General features: G+C 69.8%; 10 protein-coding genes and 3 pseudogenes. All 13 read left to right on the top strand.

Going from position 1 to position 17462, the window contains the following annotated elements; all coding sequences use genetic code 11:
• Window positions 1-154 precede the first annotated feature (154 nt).
• The 13 genes and pseudogenes from ACIBAG_RS39530 (at window position 155) to lysA (ending at window position 16942) form a co-directional block, all read left to right on the top strand.
• Window positions 155-2629, top strand: coding sequence for an ATP-binding protein (locus ACIBAG_RS39530; RefSeq protein WP_399112195.1), 2475 nt, complete (start codon window positions 155-157; stop codon window positions 2627-2629).
• A gap of 243 nt (window positions 2630-2872) precedes the next feature.
• On the top strand, window positions 2873-4762 hold the full coding sequence (locus tag ACIBAG_RS39525) for an APC family permease (RefSeq protein WP_399112193.1): 1890 nt from the start codon (window positions 2873-2875) through the stop codon (window positions 4760-4762).
• Between the two features lie 342 nt (window positions 4763-5104).
• On the top strand, window positions 5105-5194 hold the full coding sequence (kdpF, locus tag ACIBAG_RS39520) for a K(+)-transporting ATPase subunit F (RefSeq protein ID WP_037722934.1): 90 nt from the start codon (window positions 5105-5107) through the stop codon (window positions 5192-5194).
• A gap of 8 nt (window positions 5195-5202) precedes the next feature.
• Window positions 5203-6867, top strand: a pseudogene (gene kdpA / locus ACIBAG_RS39515) (potassium-transporting ATPase subunit KdpA).
• Window positions 6864-9008, top strand: a complete 2145-nt coding sequence (gene kdpB, locus ACIBAG_RS39510) for a potassium-transporting ATPase subunit KdpB (RefSeq protein WP_399112191.1) — start codon at window positions 6864-6866, stop codon at window positions 9006-9008. The pseudogene kdpA and the gene kdpB overlap by 4 nt, the downstream one beginning before the upstream one ends.
• Before the next feature lie 23 nt (window positions 9009-9031).
• A complete protein-coding gene (locus ACIBAG_RS39505) occupies window positions 9032-9664 on the top strand; it encodes a potassium-transporting ATPase subunit C (protein WP_399112189.1) in 633 nt (210 codons plus the stop codon).
• Window positions 9665-9789: 125 nt separating this feature from the next.
• On the top strand, window positions 9790-10920 hold the full coding sequence (locus tag ACIBAG_RS39500; RefSeq protein ID WP_399112188.1) for a tyrosine-type recombinase/integrase: 1131 nt from the start codon (window positions 9790-9792) through the stop codon (window positions 10918-10920).
• A gap of 65 nt (window positions 10921-10985) precedes the next feature.
• Complete coding sequence (locus tag ACIBAG_RS39495) at window positions 10986-13007, top strand: tyrosine-type recombinase/integrase (protein WP_399112186.1); 2022 nt, start codon at window positions 10986-10988, stop codon at window positions 13005-13007.
• 48 nt (window positions 13008-13055) lie between these two features.
• Window positions 13056-13988, top strand: coding sequence for a DUF6000 family protein (locus ACIBAG_RS39490; protein WP_399112185.1), 933 nt, complete (start codon window positions 13056-13058; stop codon window positions 13986-13988).
• Window positions 13989-14070: 82 nt separating this feature from the next.
• A pseudogene (locus tag ACIBAG_RS39485) lies at window positions 14071-14693 on the top strand (winged helix-turn-helix domain-containing protein).
• 22 nt (window positions 14694-14715) lie between these two features.
• A pseudogene (locus ACIBAG_RS39480) lies at window positions 14716-14904 on the top strand (ATP-binding protein); the annotation flags it as partial.
• Window positions 14905-15151: 247 nt separating this feature from the next.
• Window positions 15152-15595, top strand: a complete 444-nt coding sequence (locus ACIBAG_RS39475) for an SAV_915 family protein (RefSeq protein ID WP_399112183.1) — start codon at window positions 15152-15154, stop codon at window positions 15593-15595.
• A gap of 63 nt (window positions 15596-15658) precedes the next feature.
• Window positions 15659-16942 (top strand): diaminopimelate decarboxylase, encoded by a 1284-nt coding sequence (lysA, locus tag ACIBAG_RS39470; protein ID WP_399112182.1) that lies wholly within the window; start codon window positions 15659-15661, stop codon window positions 16940-16942.
• Window positions 16943-17462: the final 520 nt, after the last annotated feature.

The following is a 17462-nucleotide window of genomic DNA, read 5'->3' as shown; positions in this document are numbered from 1 at the left end:
CGGCGGCGGGCGGGGCCCGACCGGACTTCCCGGCGCATGGCCTTCCCCAGTCCGCCCCCGGCTTGTCAAGACAGTGTCAACGTCCACCTGACAGGCGCCAGGGATGCGTCAAGATTTCCGCCCGTGCGCTCGTGGAGCGGTTCGCTGAGACCTGATGAACGAAGTACCGCGCGGACGGCTGAAGGTCTACCTCGGGGCGGCCCCAGGGGTGGGCAAGACGTACCGCATGCTCGATGAGGGGCGGCGCCGGGCCGGCCGCGGGGCCGATGTGGTGGTGGCGTTCGCCGAGTGCCACGGGCGTCCGCGGACCGAGGCGATGCTCGACGGTCTGGAGGTCGTGCCGCGGGCCCGCTGCGCCTACCGGGGCAGGCAGTTCGAGGAGATGGACCTCGCCGCGGTGCTCGACCGCCGCCCGCAGGTCGCGATCGTCGACGAGTTCGCCCACAGCAACATCCCCGGCGACGGGCGCAATCCCAAGCGGTGGCAGGACATCGAGGAACTGCTGACCGCCGGCATCGATGTCGTCACGGCCGTCAACGTCCAGCATCTGGAGTCCCTCAAGGACGTGGTCGAGAAGATCACCGGCGTGCCGCAGCACGAGACGGTGCCCGACGAGGTCGTACGCCGCGCCCAGCAGGTCGAGCTGGTCGACATCCCGCCCGAGGGGCTGCGCCGCCGCATGGCGCACGGCAACATCCACGCGCCCGAGAAGGTCGACGCGGCCCTCGCCAACTACTTCCGGCCCGGAAACCTCACCGCGCTGCGGCAGTTGGCGCTGCTGTGGTTGGCCGACCGGGTCGACGAGGCCCTCAACGCCTACCGCGCCGAGCACGCGATCGGCGGGGTGTGGGAGACCCGGGAACGGGTGGTGGTCGCGCTGACCGGCGGGCCGGAGGGTGACACGATCATCCGGCGGGCCGCCCGCATCGCCGCCAGGTCGGCCGGCGGTGACCTGCTCGCCGTGCATGTGACCCGCAGCGACGGCCTGGCCGCCGGAGCCTCGCACGCCTCGCTCGCCCGCCAGCGCCGGCTCGTGGAGGACCTCGGCGGCAGCTACCACCAAGTCGTCGGTGACGATGTCGCGACGACGCTCGTGGAGTTCGCCCGCGCCGAGAACGCCACCCAGCTCGTCCTCGGCGCCAGCCGGCGCGGGCGTCTGGAACGGTTCGCGACGGGCCTCGGCACGGGGGAGACCGTCGTCGCGCTCTCCGGCGACATCGACGTCCACCGCGTCACCCACGAGCGGGCCGGCCGCGGCACCCTGCTGCCGTCCCGCCGCCGTACGCTCTCGACGTCGCGTCTGATCGCCGGGCCGGTCGCCGGGCTCGTGCTGCCGGTGCTGCTCACCGCTGTCCTCGCGCAGCTGCGCGGCACCCTGAACCTGACCAGCGAGGCCCTGCTGTTCCTGCTCGCGGTGGTGGGGGTGGCCTGCATAGGCGGCGTGGCCTCCGCGGTGATCGCCTCCGTCACCGCGTCCCTGCTGCTCAACTACTGGTTCATCCCGCCCATGGGGGCCTTCACGCTCGACGATCCGAACGCCCTGCTGGCGCCGGCGGTGTTCGCCGTCGTGGCCGCCACGGTGGCCGCCGTCGTCGATCGTTCCCTGCGCCTGTCCCGCCGAGCCGCCCGTGCCACCGCGGAGGCGGAGACGATGTCCGCCCTCGCGGGTAGCATCGTGCGCGGCGGCCAGACCATCCCGGCGCTGCTCGAACGCACCCGGGAGACCTTCGGGATGGAGTCGGCCGAACTGGTCGACGAACCGCCCGATACCGCGGGCGTCACCGCCGTGCCGGCGGGGTCCGGCGCCCATCTGCTGCTGCACGGTCGCGACATGTCGTCGTCCGAGCGGCGCGTGCTGGCCGCTTTCGCCGCGCACGTCGGGTCAGCGGTCGAGCGGGCCCGGCTCGCCGAGGCCGCCGCCGAGGTCGAGCCGGTCAAGGCGGCCGACCGGATGCGTACGGCACTGCTGCGGGCCGTCGGCCACGACCTGCGCACGCCGCTCGCCGCCGGGTGGGCTGCCGTGACGTCTTTGCGCAGCCGGGACGTCGAGTTCTCCGCCGAGGACCGGGACGAACTCCTCGCCACCGCCGACGAGTCCATGGCCAAGCTGAGCCGCCTGGTGGAGAACCTCCTGGACCTCAGCCGCCTGGAGGCGGGTGTGCTGAAGCTGAACCTGCGGCCCACCACCCTGGAGGAGGTGCTGCCGGCCGCGCTGGCGGACACCCCCGGCGTCGAGGTCGGGGACGTGGAGGGGATCCCGGCGGTGCTGGTCGATCCGCCGCTGCTGGAGCGGGTGATCGCGAACCTGGTCACCAACGCGGCGCGGCACACTCCTGCGGGCACCAAGGTCATGGTGACCGCGAGCGCACTCGCGGGCCGGGCCGAACTGCGGGTCGTCGACCGGGGGCCCGGGCTTGCGGTGGCCGGGCGGGATCGGCTCTTCGAGCCGTTCCAGCGGCTGGGTGACACCGACAACACCACCGGGCTGGGGCTGGGGCTCGCCCTGGCGCGGGGGCTGACCGAGGCGATGAGCGGGACGGTGACACCGGAGGACACTCCGGGGGGCGGGCTGACGATGGTGGTGTCCTTGCCGCTGGTGGCGGAAGCGGTGGGCGCGGGGCCGCCGTAGCGGTGTCCGCTGTGTCGCGGGTGCGGGTGCGGGTGCGGGTGCGGGTGACGGTGCGGGTTCGTGGTGGCCGGCCGTGCGCCTCGCACACACGTCAGGCTCGCGTCAAAGTGCCGTCAAGGACAGCCGTCCGTGCGCGAAGAACGCGCAAGGAACCGTCAGGAACGGAGGGGTCCGGACAGAACCTTGGTCAGTCGCGCGCTTCTCGCGCGTGACCGCCAGTCCGCACGAAGGAGCCCGCATCCCATGTCCGTCCTGACCACCGAGCCCGGGGCGACCCCCGCCGACGAGGAACCGCCGGATACCGGCGAACGGCACCGGCTCACCGCCGTCACGGGCCTCGCCGCCCTGTCCCTGGACGCCATGGCGTCGGTGGCCTACGGGCCCGAGGCGATCGTCCTGGTGCTGGCCGCGGCCGGCGCACACGGCCTCGGCTTCACACTCCCGGTCACGCTCGCCATCGCCACCCTGCTCGCGGTGCTGGTCGCCTCGTACCGGCAGGTCATCGCGGCCTTCCCCGACGGCGGCGGCTCCTACGCCGTGGCCAGGACGCACCTGGGCAGGCGCACCAGCCTCGTCGCGGCGGCCTCGCTCGTCCTGGACTACGTCCTCAACGTGGCCGTCGCCGTCACGGCCGGTGCGGCCGCCCTGACCTCCGCCTTCCCCGTGCTCTACGACGACCGGCTGTGGCTGTGCCTGGCCGTGCTAGCGCTGATCACGGCAATCAATCTGCGCGGAATCGTCGAGTCGGCGAAGGTCTTCATCGCACCGACCGCCGTGTTCGTCGGCTCCATCCTCGTGCTGATAGCCGTCGGGCTGCTCAGGTCCGCGCCGGTGAGCACCGAAGCCGCCGCGGGGCACGCCTCCGTCCTCTCCGGCAACGCCACCACCGTCGGCGCCCTGCTCCTGCTGAAGGCCTTCGCCTCCGGGTGCTCCGCCCTCACCGGCGTCGAGGCCATCGCCAACGCGGTCCCCTCCTTCCGCGTCCCGCGCGTCAGGCGCGCCCAGCGCGCGGAAGTCGCCCTCGGTGCCGTTCTAGGCGTGATGCTGATCGGTCTGTCGGTGCTGATCTCCCGCTTCCATCTCCAGCCGGTCGACGGCGTCACCGTCCTCGCGCAGCTCGCGGACGCCTCCTTCGGCCACAACTGGGCTTTCTACGTCATCCAGTTCGCGACGATGATCCTGCTGGCCCTGTCCGCGAACACGTCGTTCGGCGGCCTGCCGGTGCTGCTGAAGCTGCTCGCCCGTGACAACTACCTGCCGCACGTGTTCGCTCTGAAGACCGACCGGCAGGTGCACCGGCACGGCGTGCTGGCGCTGGCGGCCGTCTCCACCGCGCTGATCGTCTTCTCGGGCGGCGACACCAACACCCTCGTGCCGCTCTTCGCCATCGGCGTCTTCGTCGGCTTCACGATCGCGCAGGTCGGCATGGTCCGGCACTGGCGCATCGAGCGCCGGGTGGGTGGGCCGGAGAAACAGCGGGCGGGTGGCCGGGGGAACCACGGTCCGGGGTGGCGGGGCAAGGCGCTGCTCAACGGCTTCGGCGCGTTGCTGACCGGGGTCTCGGCCGTCGTCGTCACCGCGACCAAGTTCGAGGAGGGCGCCTGGCTGATCGTGATCGCCCTGCCCCTGCTGGTCGTGGCCTTCGAGACCGTGCACCGCGCCTACGCCCGCATCGGCGACCGCCTCGGTCTCGGCCGTATCCCTGAGCACCCGCACCGCGACCGCTCGGTCGTGATCGTGCCCGTCTCCTCGCTCTCCCGGCTCACCTCGGAGGCCCTCACCGCAGCCGCCTCCCTCGGCGACGAGGTCCGAGCGGTCACCGTCTGCCACCCCGACCCCGAGGACCGGGCCGCGCTGCACGCCCTCGAGCGCTCCTGGGCCGAGTGGGACCCCGGCGTGCCTCTGGTCCGGCTGACCAGCGAGCGCCGTTCACTGGGCCGCCCCATCGCCGCGTACGTCCGTGACGTCATGGCCGCGGAGCCGGCCACCCGGGTCACCGTCCTGATCCCGGAGACCGAACCGGAGCGGCTCTGGCAGCGGCTGCTGCAGAACCAGCGGGGTGCCGTCGTCGCGCACGCCGTACGGCGGGAGACGGACGCGGTGATCTGCCGGCTGCGCTTCCGGCTGTTCTGAGCGTGGCTTCGGAGCTGAGGACGTCCCCGAAGCGGAGCGTGGCTTCGGAGCCGAGGACGTCCCCGAAGCGGAGCGTGGCTTCGGAGCCGAGGACGTCCCGCTGTGGAGCGCGCCTTCGAATCCCCGGCCAGACCCCGCAAGAGTCCCGTCAATGGCGTGTCGACCGCCGTAAGGGACCCGTCAATGACGGGCGAATCCAGCCATCCAGGCGGTTTCCTCCAACCGTCCCTGTCCGACCGAACCTCACATCCAGGAGCTCACGATGGCCGATCTGGCCTTCGTCGTCACCACGATCGCGGCCTTCGCGCTCGTGGCGTTCGTCGCCAAGGGGGTGACGAAGCTGTGACCGCCGAGAACATCGTCGGCCTCGTCGTGGCCGTCTCCCTGCTGGGCTATCTCGTCCTCGCCCTGATCTTCCCGGAGAGGTTCTGAGACAAGGTATGGGTCCCGTCCTCGCAGGCGTGCTCCAGCTGCTCGCTCTGATCGCAGCCCTGGCGCTCGCCCACCGCCCCCTCGGCACCTACATGGCCAAGGTCTACTCCTCCGACCGGCACTGGCGCGTCGAGAAGTGGATCTACAAGGGCATCGGTGCCAACCCTGACACCGAGATGCGCTGGCCCGCGTATCTGCGCGGCGTCCTCGCCTTCTCCGCCGTCGGTGTCCTCTTCCTCTACCTGCTGCAGCGGCTCCAGGGCGTGCTGCCGGGCTCGTTGGGCTTCGCCTCGATCGATCCGGACCAGGCGTTCAACACCGCCGTGTCCTTCGTGACGAACACCAACTGGCAGTCGTACTAGGGCGAGCAGGCCATGGGCCACGTCGTGCAGACCGCCGGTCTTGCCGTGCAGAACTTCGTCTCCGCGGCCGTGGGTGTCGCCGTCGCGGTGGCGCTCGTGCGCGGGTTCGCGCGCTCGCGCACGGGTGAACTCGGGAACTTCTGGGCCGACCTGGTGCGTGGTGTCGTACGCATCCTGGTGCCTCTTGCGGCTGTGGCCGCGGTCGTGCTCGTCGCGTGCGGTGCCGTGCAGAACTTCTCCGGCATCCACGAGGTCGGTCAGTTCATGGGCGGGTCGCAGCAGTGGAACGGTGGCGCTGTCGCCTCGCAGGAGGCCATCAAGGAGATCGACACCAACGGCGGCGGCTACTTCAACGCCAACAGTGCCCACCCCTTCGAGAACCCGACCCCGTTCTCGAACCTCTTCGAGATCTTCCTGATCCTCGTCATCCCCTTCTCGCTGACCCGCACCTTCGGCCTCATGGTCGGCTCGGTCAGGCAGGGCTACGCGATCCTCGCCACGATGGGCACCATCTGGCTGGGCTTCACCGCGCTGATGATGTGGACCGAATTCGCCCATCACGGCCCGGCGTTCGACATCGCCGGCGGGGCGTACGAGGGCAAGGAGGTCCGCTTCGGCGTGGGCGCCTCGTCGATCTTCGCGACGTCGACCACACTCACCTCGACCGGTGCGGTGGACTCCTTCCACTCCTCCTTCACCGGCCTCGGCGGCGGCATCACCATGCTCGGCATGATGCTGGGCGAGATCGCGCCCGGCGGTGTCGGCTCCGGCCTGTACGGCATGCTGATCATGGCGATCATCGCGGTGTTCATCGCCGGTCTGATGGTCGGCCGCACGCCCGAGTACCTGGGCAAGAAGATCGGCACCCGTGAGATCAAGCTGGCGGCCTGCTACATCCTGGTCACCCCGGCGCTGGTGCTGATCTTCACCGCCTTCGCGATGGCGCTGCCCACCCCGGCGAACTCCATGACCAACAGCGGGGCGCACGGATTCTCCGAGATCCTCTACGCCTACACGTCCGCCTCCAACAACAACGGCTCCGCCTTCGCCGGCCTGAACGCGGACACGCAGTGGTTCAACACCACCCTGGGCCTGTGCATGCTGCTCGGCCGCTTCCTGCCGATGGTGTTCGTGCTGGCGCTCGCGGGCTCGCTCGCCGAGCAGACGCCGGTCCCGGCCACCGCGGGGACCCTGCGCACCGAAAAGCCGCTGTTCACCGGCCTGCTGGTGGGCGCGATCCTGATCATCACCGGCCTGACGTACTTCCCGGCCCTCGCGTTGGGGCCGCCGGCCGAGGGGCTGGCGTCATGACCACCGACGTAACGAATCACGAGGACTCCATGTCCACAGCCACTCCCACCCGGGCGCCGCACAGCGACCTACCCACCGGGCACAAGCCCGCCGAGGGCCGTGTCGGTGCGGGCCTCTTCGACCCGAAGCAGCTGGTCAAGTCGCTGCCGGATGCCTTCCGCAAGCTCGACCCGCGGGTGCTGGTCACGTCACCCGTGATGTTCGTGGTGTGGATCGGGTCGGTGCTGACCACGGTCTTCTCGTTCAAGGACCCGGGCGACTGGTTCGGCTGGGTGATCAGCGCCTGGCTGTGGCTGACCGTGGTCTTCGCCAACCTGGCGGAGGCGGTCGCCGAGGGCCGCGGCAAGGCGCAGGCCGACACCCTGCGCAAGGCCAAGACCGACACGGTAGCCCGCCGGCTGCTCACCGACGGCTCGGAAAAGCGGGTCCCCGGCACCGAGTTGAGGATCGGCGACCTCGTCGTCTGCGAGGCCGGTGATGTCATCCCGGGTGACGGTGACGTCGTCGAGGGCGTGGCTTCGGTCGACGAGTCGGCGATCACCGGTGAGTCGGCGCCGGTGATCCGTGAGTCCGGAGGCGACCGAAGCGCCGTGACCGGCGGTACGAAGGTGCTGTCCGACCGGATCGTCATCAAGATCACGACGAAGCCGGGTGAGACCTTCATCGACCGGATGATCAACCTGGTCGAGGGCGCGGCCCGGCAGAAGACGCCGAACGAGATCGCGCTGAACATCCTGCTGGCCTCGCTGACGATCGTCTTCCTGCTGGCGGTGGCGACCCTGCCGCCGTTCGCGGACTACGCGGGCACGCAGCTGACGATGGTCGTGCTGGTCGCCCTGCTGGTCTGTCTGATCCCGACCACGATCGGCGCACTGCTCTCCGCGATCGGCATCGCGGGCATGGACCGCCTGGTCCAGCGCAACGTACTCGCCATGTCGGGCAGGGCAGTTGAGGCCGCCGGTGACGTCTCCACGCTGCTGCTCGACAAGACCGGCACCATCACGCTCGGCAACCGTCAGGCGGCCGAGTTCGTGCCGGTGAGCGGCACGACGGAGGCCGAGGTCGCGGACGCCGCCCAACTGTCGTCGCTGGCGGACGAGACGCCCGAGGGCCGCTCGATCGTCGTCCTGGCGAAGGAGAAGTACGGGCTGCGCGAGCGGCACCAGGGCGAGCTGGTCGGTGCCGAGTGGATCGCGTTCACCGCCCAGACCCGGATGTCCGGCGTCGACCTCACCGAGGACGGCGTCGCACGCAAGGTCCGCAAGGGCGCCGCCGGTTCGGTCATGGCCTGGGTGCAGAAGCGGGGCGGCACGGTCGCCGACGACGCGGACACCCTCGCCAACCGCATCTCCGAGGCCGGCGGCACCCCGCTGCTGGTCGCCGTCGAGGACGACCGGGGTACGCGCGTCCTGGGTGTCATCCACCTCAAGGACGTCGTCAAGGAGGGCATGCGGGAGCGGTTCGAGGAACTGCGCCGCATGGGCATCAAGACCGTCATGATCACAGGCGACAACCCGCTGACCGCCAAGGCGATCGCCGAGGAGGCGGGCGTCGACGACTTCCTCGCGGAGGCGACTCCCGAGGACAAGATGGCGCTGATCAAGCGGGAGCAGGCCGGCGGCAAGCTGGTCGCGATGACCGGTGACGGTACGAACGACGCGCCCGCACTCGCGCAGGCCGACGTCGGCGTGGCGATGAACACCGGTACGTCGGCCGCCAAGGAGGCCGGCAACATGGTCGACCTCGACTCGAACCCGACCAAGCTGATCGAGATCGTCGAGATCGGCAAGCAACTCCTCATCACCCGGGGCGCGTTGACGACGTTCTCCATCGCCAACGACGTCGCGAAGTACTTCGCGATCATCCCGGCGATGTTCGCGGCCGTCTACCCGGGCCTGGACAAGCTCAACATCATGGGCCTGTCCTCGCCGGACTCCGCGATCCTGTCCGCGGTCGTCTTCAACGCGCTGATCATCATCGCGCTGGTGCCGCTGTCGCTGAAGGGCGTGCGGTACCGGCCGGTCAGCGCCGACAAGATGCTGCGCCGCAACCTCACCGTCTACGGCCTCGGCGGACTGATCGCGCCCTTCATCGGCATCAAGCTCATCGACCTGCTCATCTCCCTCATCCCCGGGCTGTAACCACTCAGAGGCGTGCTGATCACATGAACAACTCCGTCACGAACACCGCCCGGTTGCTCGGCGCCGGCCTGCGCGCCCTCCTCGTGCTGACCCTGGTGACCGGTGTCATCTACCCGCTGGTCGTCACCGGCATCGCGCAGAGGCTGTTCCACGACAAGGCGAACGGCTCCGAGATCAGGACGGACGGCAAGGTCGTCGGCTCGTCCCTGATCGGTCAGCAGGGCTACGGCCTGGACTACTTCCAGCCCCGGCCGGCCAACGGCCTGGGTGAGAACTCGGTCAACACGCAGTACAAGCTGATCCTGTCCGGCGCCACCAACCGTTCCGGCGACAACCCGGAACTGATCAAGTGGGTGAAGGAGGCGCAGGCGAAGGTTGTCAGGGAGAACTCCGTGCCCGGCTACACGGTCAAGCCGTCCCAGGTCCCCGCCGACGCGGTCACCTCCTCCGGCTCCGGCCTGGACCCGGACATCTCACCGCAGTACGCGGCGATCCAGGTCCACCGCGTCGCCGAGCGCAACGACCTGACGGTCTCCCAGGTGCGGAAGCTGGTGGACGAGCACACCGAGGGCCGAACCCTCGGCTTCATCGGCGAGCCGCGGGTGAACGTCCTCGAACTCAACGTCGCGCTGAAGGAACTTACCGAGGGCGACTGACCGATGACCCGGGTGCTGGTCGTGGAAGACGACCCACAACTCGTCAGAGCACTCACGGTGTTATCTGGACAGTCCACTCTTCCTGGTGACTGTGTGTGCCACTGGCTGTGCATAGGGTTCCGGCCGTGCGTGTCATCAAGGTGGTTCCGACGCCCGGCCAGCCGCAGGTGCGTCTGGTCGATGTGTCCGGCGAGCCGGTGAACGAGGTCAACGAGTTCCTGCGGTTGCTCGCGGTCCGCGCGTACTCGCCCAACACGGTGCGTGCGTACGCGCATGACCTGCAGAAGCTGTTCCTGTTCCTCACCGAAATAGGGCTTACGGCTTCGGAGTTCACGCCGTCGCGGGCCATGGAGTTTCTGCAGTGGCTGCGGCTGGTCTCCTCGTCGCGCCGGGCCCAGCGTCTGGAACTGGGGCTGGCGGCCGGTACGGGCAGGGTGCTCTCGGCGAAGACCTGTAACCGGATCATGGCGGCGGTGTCCTCGTTCTACGAGTTCCTGATCGCCAGCGAGCAGTACGCGGGCCGGGACAACCCGATCGTCAAGGTGGTCGACCAGGCGGCAGCCCGGGTTCCGGGGCGGTACCGGCCGCCGCTGGCCAAGGCGGCTCAACAGCGCCCGGTGCGCCGAGTGTTGCGGGTGAAGACGGTCGAGGCGATGCCACGACCCATGACCGCCGAGGTCTACGCCGCTCTCCTCGCCGCCCTGCGCACCCGCCGTGACCGGGCTCTGCTGGAGGTGATGTGGGAAGGGGGACTGCGGCCCGGAGAGGTGCTCGGGCTGCGGCTGGAGGACATCTCCTACGGCCGGCGCCGGATCACCGTCCGCAAGCGGGACGACCATCCGCGCGGAGTGCAGCAGAAGTCGCGCCGAGACCGCGTCGTCGACCTGCTGGAGGACCGCGCTCTGCCCGCGCTGAACGACTACGTGCTGCGCGAGCGGCCCACCGACACCGACAGTGCCTGGGTCTTCCTGATCGGCGGCCGGGGCCAACGCCGCGCGGAGCCATTGAGTTACGACGGGATGGTGCGGATGTTCGCCCGGGCCGCCACGCGGGCGGGAGTCCGCGACGCATGGCTGACGCCCCACAGCCTGCGGCACACCCATGCCACGCGGATGTTCGAAGGCGGGATGCGGGAGCTGACCTTGATGACCCGGCTGGGCCATGCGACTCCGGACTCGATGAAGGTCTACACCCGCGTCAGCGACCCGGACGTCATCAAGGACTACCGCCAGGCGATCGGGGAGCAGACGCCGTGAGCCAGCACCCGTCACTGAGGGCTTCATCGCCGGCCCCCGATCCTCAGGCTCGGTACCACTGCCCCATGCCGGAGTACACGGCCTTCATCACCCGGCTGGATGTCAGCGCCGAGTGGCGCCGCAAGCACGCCGCCTACCACCGGCGCTTCGTGCGCAGCTACCCCGAGCTGACCGCCTGGTTCGCCCTGCCGCTGCGGCAACGCCTGGGCTGGCGCACCGGAGAAGAACAGAGCCAGCGGAGCGGCCCCGCGGACGGCTTCGATCCGACCGCCGGATGGATCAACTTCAACGCCCGCCACTACCTGATCTACCTGGCGCTGACCGGAAGGCTGTGTCTGGACTGGGGATGGCTGCTGGGTGTCGGCGTGCTCAAACCGTTCCTCATCGCCGACCAGTTGGGGCTGCCGCTGCGCCATCAGGTCGACGAGATGCGAGAGTGCTTGATCTCCCTGGGGCACGCCCGCCGGGAGGAGAGCTTCCGCCTGCCCTGGGCCCTGATCCGGCTCGTCCTGCACCGCGGCGCCCCAGACCTCGGCGCGATCACCGCCGACGACGTGGAGGAAATGCGCCGGGCCATTCGTAACCTCGACCAGATCCCCGGCATGGACCAGGTCATCGCCCCAGAGCGCCTGTCCAACATCAAGAGGGCCTGGGGAACCAGCGCCTTCCGAGCCGGCATGGCACTGTTCCACGCAGGCATCATCGACACCCGACCACCCCGGCTGGAGGCCGTCCCGCCGCCCTCGCTGAGCGGCAAGCCGCGCATCAACGCCGTCATGGAACGCTTCCTGACCGAACGCGCCCTGGTCCTGCGGCCCGAGTCCATCAGCAGTACCCGTGGCGGACTGCGGCGCTTCGGACTCTGGCTGGACACCGAGCGTCCTCACATCGACAGCCTGGACCAGCTGCACCGCGCCGACCTGGTCGCCTTCATGGAGTCGGTCAACCGTCTGCGGAAGATCAAGCATCCTGACGAGCCGCTGAGCCCTGCCTACCGCGCGGGCATCATCTCGACCGTCGCCGTGTTCTTCCGCCATGCCGCCCTCGCCGAGTGGGACGACGTCCCGGCCCGCCCGCTGATCACACACGCGGACATGCCGCGCCGCATCGAGAAGGTCCCGCGCTTCATCCCAGAGCATCAGCTCGAACCCGTGATGGAGCAGGTGCGGGCGCTTCAATGCCCGCTGCAGCGGTGCGCGTTGCTCGTCGCGCGCTGGAGCGGCGCCCGCCGCACCGAGATCCGCAAGCTCCACCTCGACTGCCTGGACGCCTGCCCGGACGGCACCCCGCGCCTGCGGCTGGCGGCCGGCAAGGCCCTCAAGGAGCGCACCGTCCCCCTGCATGAGGAGGCGGCCGAGGCCATTCGCGCTCTCGTCGCCCTGCGCGAGCCCCAGCCCGATAGGGGCATCCACGATCCCGACCTGGGACGGCCGGTGCGCTACCTGTTCCTGCGCAACGGCGGACTCGCCCACCCCGACTACCTGTTCGCCAACCCACTCGGCGAGATCTGCCAGCAGCTGGCGATCTTCAACGGGGAAGGGAAACCGGCGATCCACCCGCACCGTTTCCGGCACACCCTGGGCACCCAGCTCGCCGAGAAGGGCGCCCGCATACAGACCATCATGAAGGTCCTCGGACACAAGAGCCCGGGCATGTCGATGACCTACACGCACATCTCGGACCCCACCGTCCTGGCCGACTACCAGGCCGTCCTGCAACCCGGCGCCATCATCGCCGGCCCCCTCGCCGACACCCTGCGCGCCGGCCGACTCGACCAGGACGCCCTGGACTGGCTCAAGACCAACTTCTACAAGACCGAACTGGAGCTGGGCCGCTGCCTGCACCTGCCGCAGGAAGGTCCCTGCGAGTGTGAGCTCTACCTGAGTTGCGCGAAGTTCATCACCACACCGCAGTACGCGCCACGACTGCGTGAACGTCTTTGCGTCGAACGGCAGTTGGTCACCGACGCCGAAGCCCGTGGCTGGGAGCGCGAGGTCGAACGTCATCAGCGCACCGCTGACCGGCTTCGAAGCCTTCTGGACGATCTGGGCGAGCCCCATGACGCCACGGCGGACGAAGACCACTGAGAACGCAAACACGTGGACCAGCGACGACGCCCCAGCGAGAATGCGGTCATGCGCTATCCCAACGCCAGCGACCCCGAATTGATGGACGCCGTCCGCCGCTACGTGATCCCTGGCGAGGGAGAAATCAAGCGATACCTGAAGCTCCTCCACGGAAACTTCGTGACGCTGGAGGCGGCAGAACGGGCGGACTTCCTCCGCTCGCTGGCGGAAGACGCCGAGCAGATCACCGACCACGAACTCGGAGTCCTGCTCGACAGTGAGTGGCGATCCCGGATCACCGCGGCCTGGCTGATCGGACTGAGCCGCCGGGAGAAGTTCCGCGGACGACTTGGAGAGCTGCTGCTGGCCAGCGAGCTCACCTACGCTGGCCAGGGCTACTGCTTCGCGCTGGCTCGCCTCGGCACGGCAAAGGACGCCGAGCTCCTCGTCGCCTACCTGGACCGATACCTCCGGCGACCAGACTGCCGATACGACCAGCACTGGGCGCTTGGCGCCCTCCAGCACATCGACGAGCGTCTTCGCACCAACCACGCCACCCAATTCACGCAGGCCAATGGACTTTGGGAGCAATGGGCCCGGGACGGGCACAACCCTGCGGACGAGAAGGAGCGGATCGACAAGCTGTGTTCGTTCGCAGATCAAGCCTTCCGCACTGCAGGTGCGGACCGGGGCGTCAGCTGGCGCCCAGAGTTGCTTGCTGACCCGTGGATACGGGCCACTCCAGAGCAAGAGTCCCGGCTCACGACAGAGCTTCGAGCAGAGCTCGGACCCGGGCATGTTCTGGAAGGGCGTCCCGCGAACGTGATCGCCCGCTGCGAGGGTTGTGACCACGTATTCGCTCGCATCGACGAGACGCCGACCAGCTGGGCAGTCGTCCATCTCACCTGGACCGGGCAACCTGATCAGGCCCCATGGCCCATTACTGAGGTCTTCAACTCCCTGAGCACGGCTGAGGCCGAGCTCGCAGAGCACGAGCACTGACCGGACCCCGCCTGATCGAGTGACACTCGGACGAGGGATATCGCCCCCACAGGACATGAAAGTGTCCAGATAAGTGATCAACATGCGGGCTCGCCGGTACGGAGTGGACGCGGCGCCCGACGGCGCCACGGCCCTCCGGCTGGCGGCTGCGCGTCAGCCGGACGTGGTGATGCTCGACCTCGGACTGCCCGACATGGACGGGGTCGACGTCATCAGGGCCCTGCGCGGCTGGTCCCGTATGCCGATCCTGGTGCTGTCGGCCCGCCAGGCCTCCGCCGAGAAGGTGGCCGCACTCGACGCCGGAGCCGACGACTACGTCACCAAGCCGTTCAGCATGGACGAGCTGATGGCCCGGCTGAGGGCCGCCGTCCGCCGTACCGAGGAGGCTCCGCTCGTCCCCGGACGAGCCGGGTGGAGACGGCCGAGTTCACCATCGACCTGCTGGCCAAGAAGGTCGTACGGGGTGGCGGCGACGTACGCCTCACCCCGACCGAATGGCACCTGCTGGAGATCCTGGTGACCAACCCCGGACGCCTCGTCACTCAGAAGCACCTCCTGCAGGAGGTCTGGGGCATGTCCCGCAGCGGCAAGACCAACTACCTGCGGGTCTACATGGCCCAGCTGCGCCGAAAACTGGAAGCCGACCCCTCACACCCCCGCTATCTCATCACCGAACCCGGCATGGGTTACCGCTTCGAAGGGTGAACATGGCACGCGGCAAGCGTCGGATCTACCTCGGTGGGGCGCGGGAGTCGGCCTCGGCCTCGCGGTCGCCCGCGGCTTCGCCGAGGCGATGGGCGGCACGGTCAACGCGGAGGACACGCCCGGCGGAGGGCTGACCATGGTGCTGAGCCTGCGGATGGCGCAGGGGCGACGGCCGGGGGAGCCGGAGGTGCCGACCGCGGCGGTGTCGTAGCGGCTCGCGCGGCCGGGGCGCGCGCGGCGGCCGGTGGTGCCGTTCCCAAGGGCCCCACGTCAGCATCCCGTCAGTGTCCGGGCAGTCGCCGTCAGCATCACGTCATGGGCGTGCCAGGCCCGGGGGCGTCGGGCATAGCGTCAGTGGCGAGCCCCGGTCCGCCTCCCCGCGTCCGGGGCGATCAGGCAACTCGCCGAGCACATCCGCGACTTCCCCGACCCACTTCGGCTCCTCCCGGAGGCATCCCATGGCAGACATCCTGTCCGACGAAGACCCGGAGCCCTCCGAACGGTTCCCGGCCGGCCCGCTGTACGTTCCGGTCCGGCCGGGACACGCCGCCTGCGCGGCCCGCCTCTTCCGTTCCCCGATCGGTGAGCGCACGGCCGTGGGGTTCACCTCGCGGCGGAACCTGACCGCGACCCTCGGCCCCGACCAGCCCTGGATCCGCCTCGCCGAGCCCGCCCTGCGCTCCCTGACCGCACCGCTCGGCGTCACCACCGTCACGGTGGACCCCCAGTTCTGCGCACCCGCCCCGGCCCCGACCATGCCCTCCGCGTCCGGCGCGGAGCCCGCCAACCAGCACTCCGGTCCCCGGCTCCGCCGGGGCGCCCCGGACTCCCATGCCGTCGGGGCGCTGCGCGTGACGGGCACGGCGGCGCTCATCTCCGTACTCGCCATGTGGATCGGCTGAGGGGGTACCAGACGATGACCACCGTTCGAACCCTCGGCGACCGCCCCGGCCGACACGCGCTCGGTGTGGCCGGCCTCCGCAGTCGAGCCCCGCGAGGGCGACATCACCGTCGGCGGCGTACCGCTCGCCGAGGCCGCCGACCGTTTCGGCACGCCCGTCTACGTCATCGACGAGGCCGAGATCCGCGAGCGCTGCCGCACCTACCGGCACGTCTTCCCCGACGCCGACGTCCTGTACGCGGCCAAGGCGTTCCTGTGCCGCGCGATGGTCCGCTGGGTGGCCGAGGAGGGCCTGGGCCTGGACGTCTGCTCGGCCGGTGAGCTCGAACTCGCGGTCACCACCGGTTTCCCGCCGGAGCGGATCGTGCTGCACGGCAACGCCAAATCCCCGCGCGATCTGGACACCGCGCTGCGCCTCGGGGTCGGCCGTGTCGTCATCGACAGCCCTTCGGAGATCGCGCGGCTGGCCGCGGCGGTCGGGCCCGGCGGTCACCAGAAGGTGATGGTCCGCGTCGTGCCCGGCATCCGCGCCGGCGGCCACGAGAAGATCCGCACCGGCACCGAGGACCAGAAGTTCGGCCTGTCCATCTCCGACGGCTACGCGCAGTACGCCATCGCCCGGACACTGGACCAGCCCCAGCTCGAACTGACCGGTCTGCACTGCCACTTGGGATCGCAGATCACCAGTGTCAAGCCCTACCTGGCCGCCGTACGACGCGTCGTCGGCCTCATGGCCCGGCTGTCCGAACAGCACGGCCTGGCCCTGCCCGAGCTCGACCTCGGCGGCGGCCACGGCATCGCCTACCGCCCGGGCGAACCCGCCCTGGACCTCACCACGCTGGCCCGCAAGGTGCGTGCGGAACTGGCCGAGGCGTGCGGAGCGGCGGGGCTCACCGTTCCCCGGCTCGTCATCGAACCCGGGCGGGCGATCGCCGGGCCGGCGGGGATCGCCCTGTACCACGTCCTCGCCGTCAAGCGCACCGGCGCGCACACCTACGTCGCCGTCGACGGGGGCATGAGCGACAACCCCCGGCCCGCGCTGTACGGGGTGCGCTACGCGCCACGCCTGGTGGGCCGGCACAGCACCGCCGCCCCGGCACCGGTGACCGTGGTGGGCCGCCACTGCGAGGCGGGCGACATCGTGGCCGCCGACGTGGAACTCCCCGAGGACATCCGCCCCGGAGACCTCCTCGCCGTACCGGTCGCCGGCGCCTACCACCTGTCCATGGCCTCCGGCTACAACCTGGTCGGCCGCCCGCCGGTGGTCGCCGTGGCCGACGGCCGGGCCCGGCTCCTGATCCGCCGCGAGACCCTGGACGACATCCGCAGCCGCGACGTGGGGCTGTGACCCGAGTCCTCCTGAAGTCTTGTTGCTTCCCGTACACTCCCTTACAGTCCGCTCCGTAATGTTCGCCGTGAGGGCCGAATGTTTCGTCCATCCCTCGCGGAGGGCTGACGGCACCTGCGGGACGTACGGCACCTCCGTCGTCGGCGGCTTCCACCCGGACCCAGTGTGTGCCGGGTCTGCGGCGATCACTACCCCTTCTGCGTCGGCGAACTCTGGTTTCCTGACGCTCGCGGAAGGCGCTCAGGTCCTCGCCGCGGTGTCTCCGTCGCCGGTGCCCGCTCCCCGCGCGGTCCTTACGGACCGGCTCCCGCCAACCCCGTCCTCTCCCATCTGAGCGCCGATGGGCCGTACGTCCCACAAGAAGCGCCCGTGCCGTGACAGTTGGCGGCACATTCACCACGTACAAGGGGTTGCCACCGTTTGGCAGCTGTCTCTAGGGTGCGGCAGCAACGCAGCTTTCTGGATCTATTCCGAAACTTTCGGTCCAGCGGACGGTCAAGGACGGGCCGTCCCGTACCCA

The organism is Streptomyces sp. NPDC051243 (assembly GCF_044455405.1).
In the GTDB taxonomy this organism is placed as follows: domain Bacteria; phylum Actinomycetota; class Actinomycetes; order Streptomycetales; family Streptomycetaceae; genus Streptomyces.
This window is presented reverse-complemented; position numbering and strand designations above follow the sequence as displayed.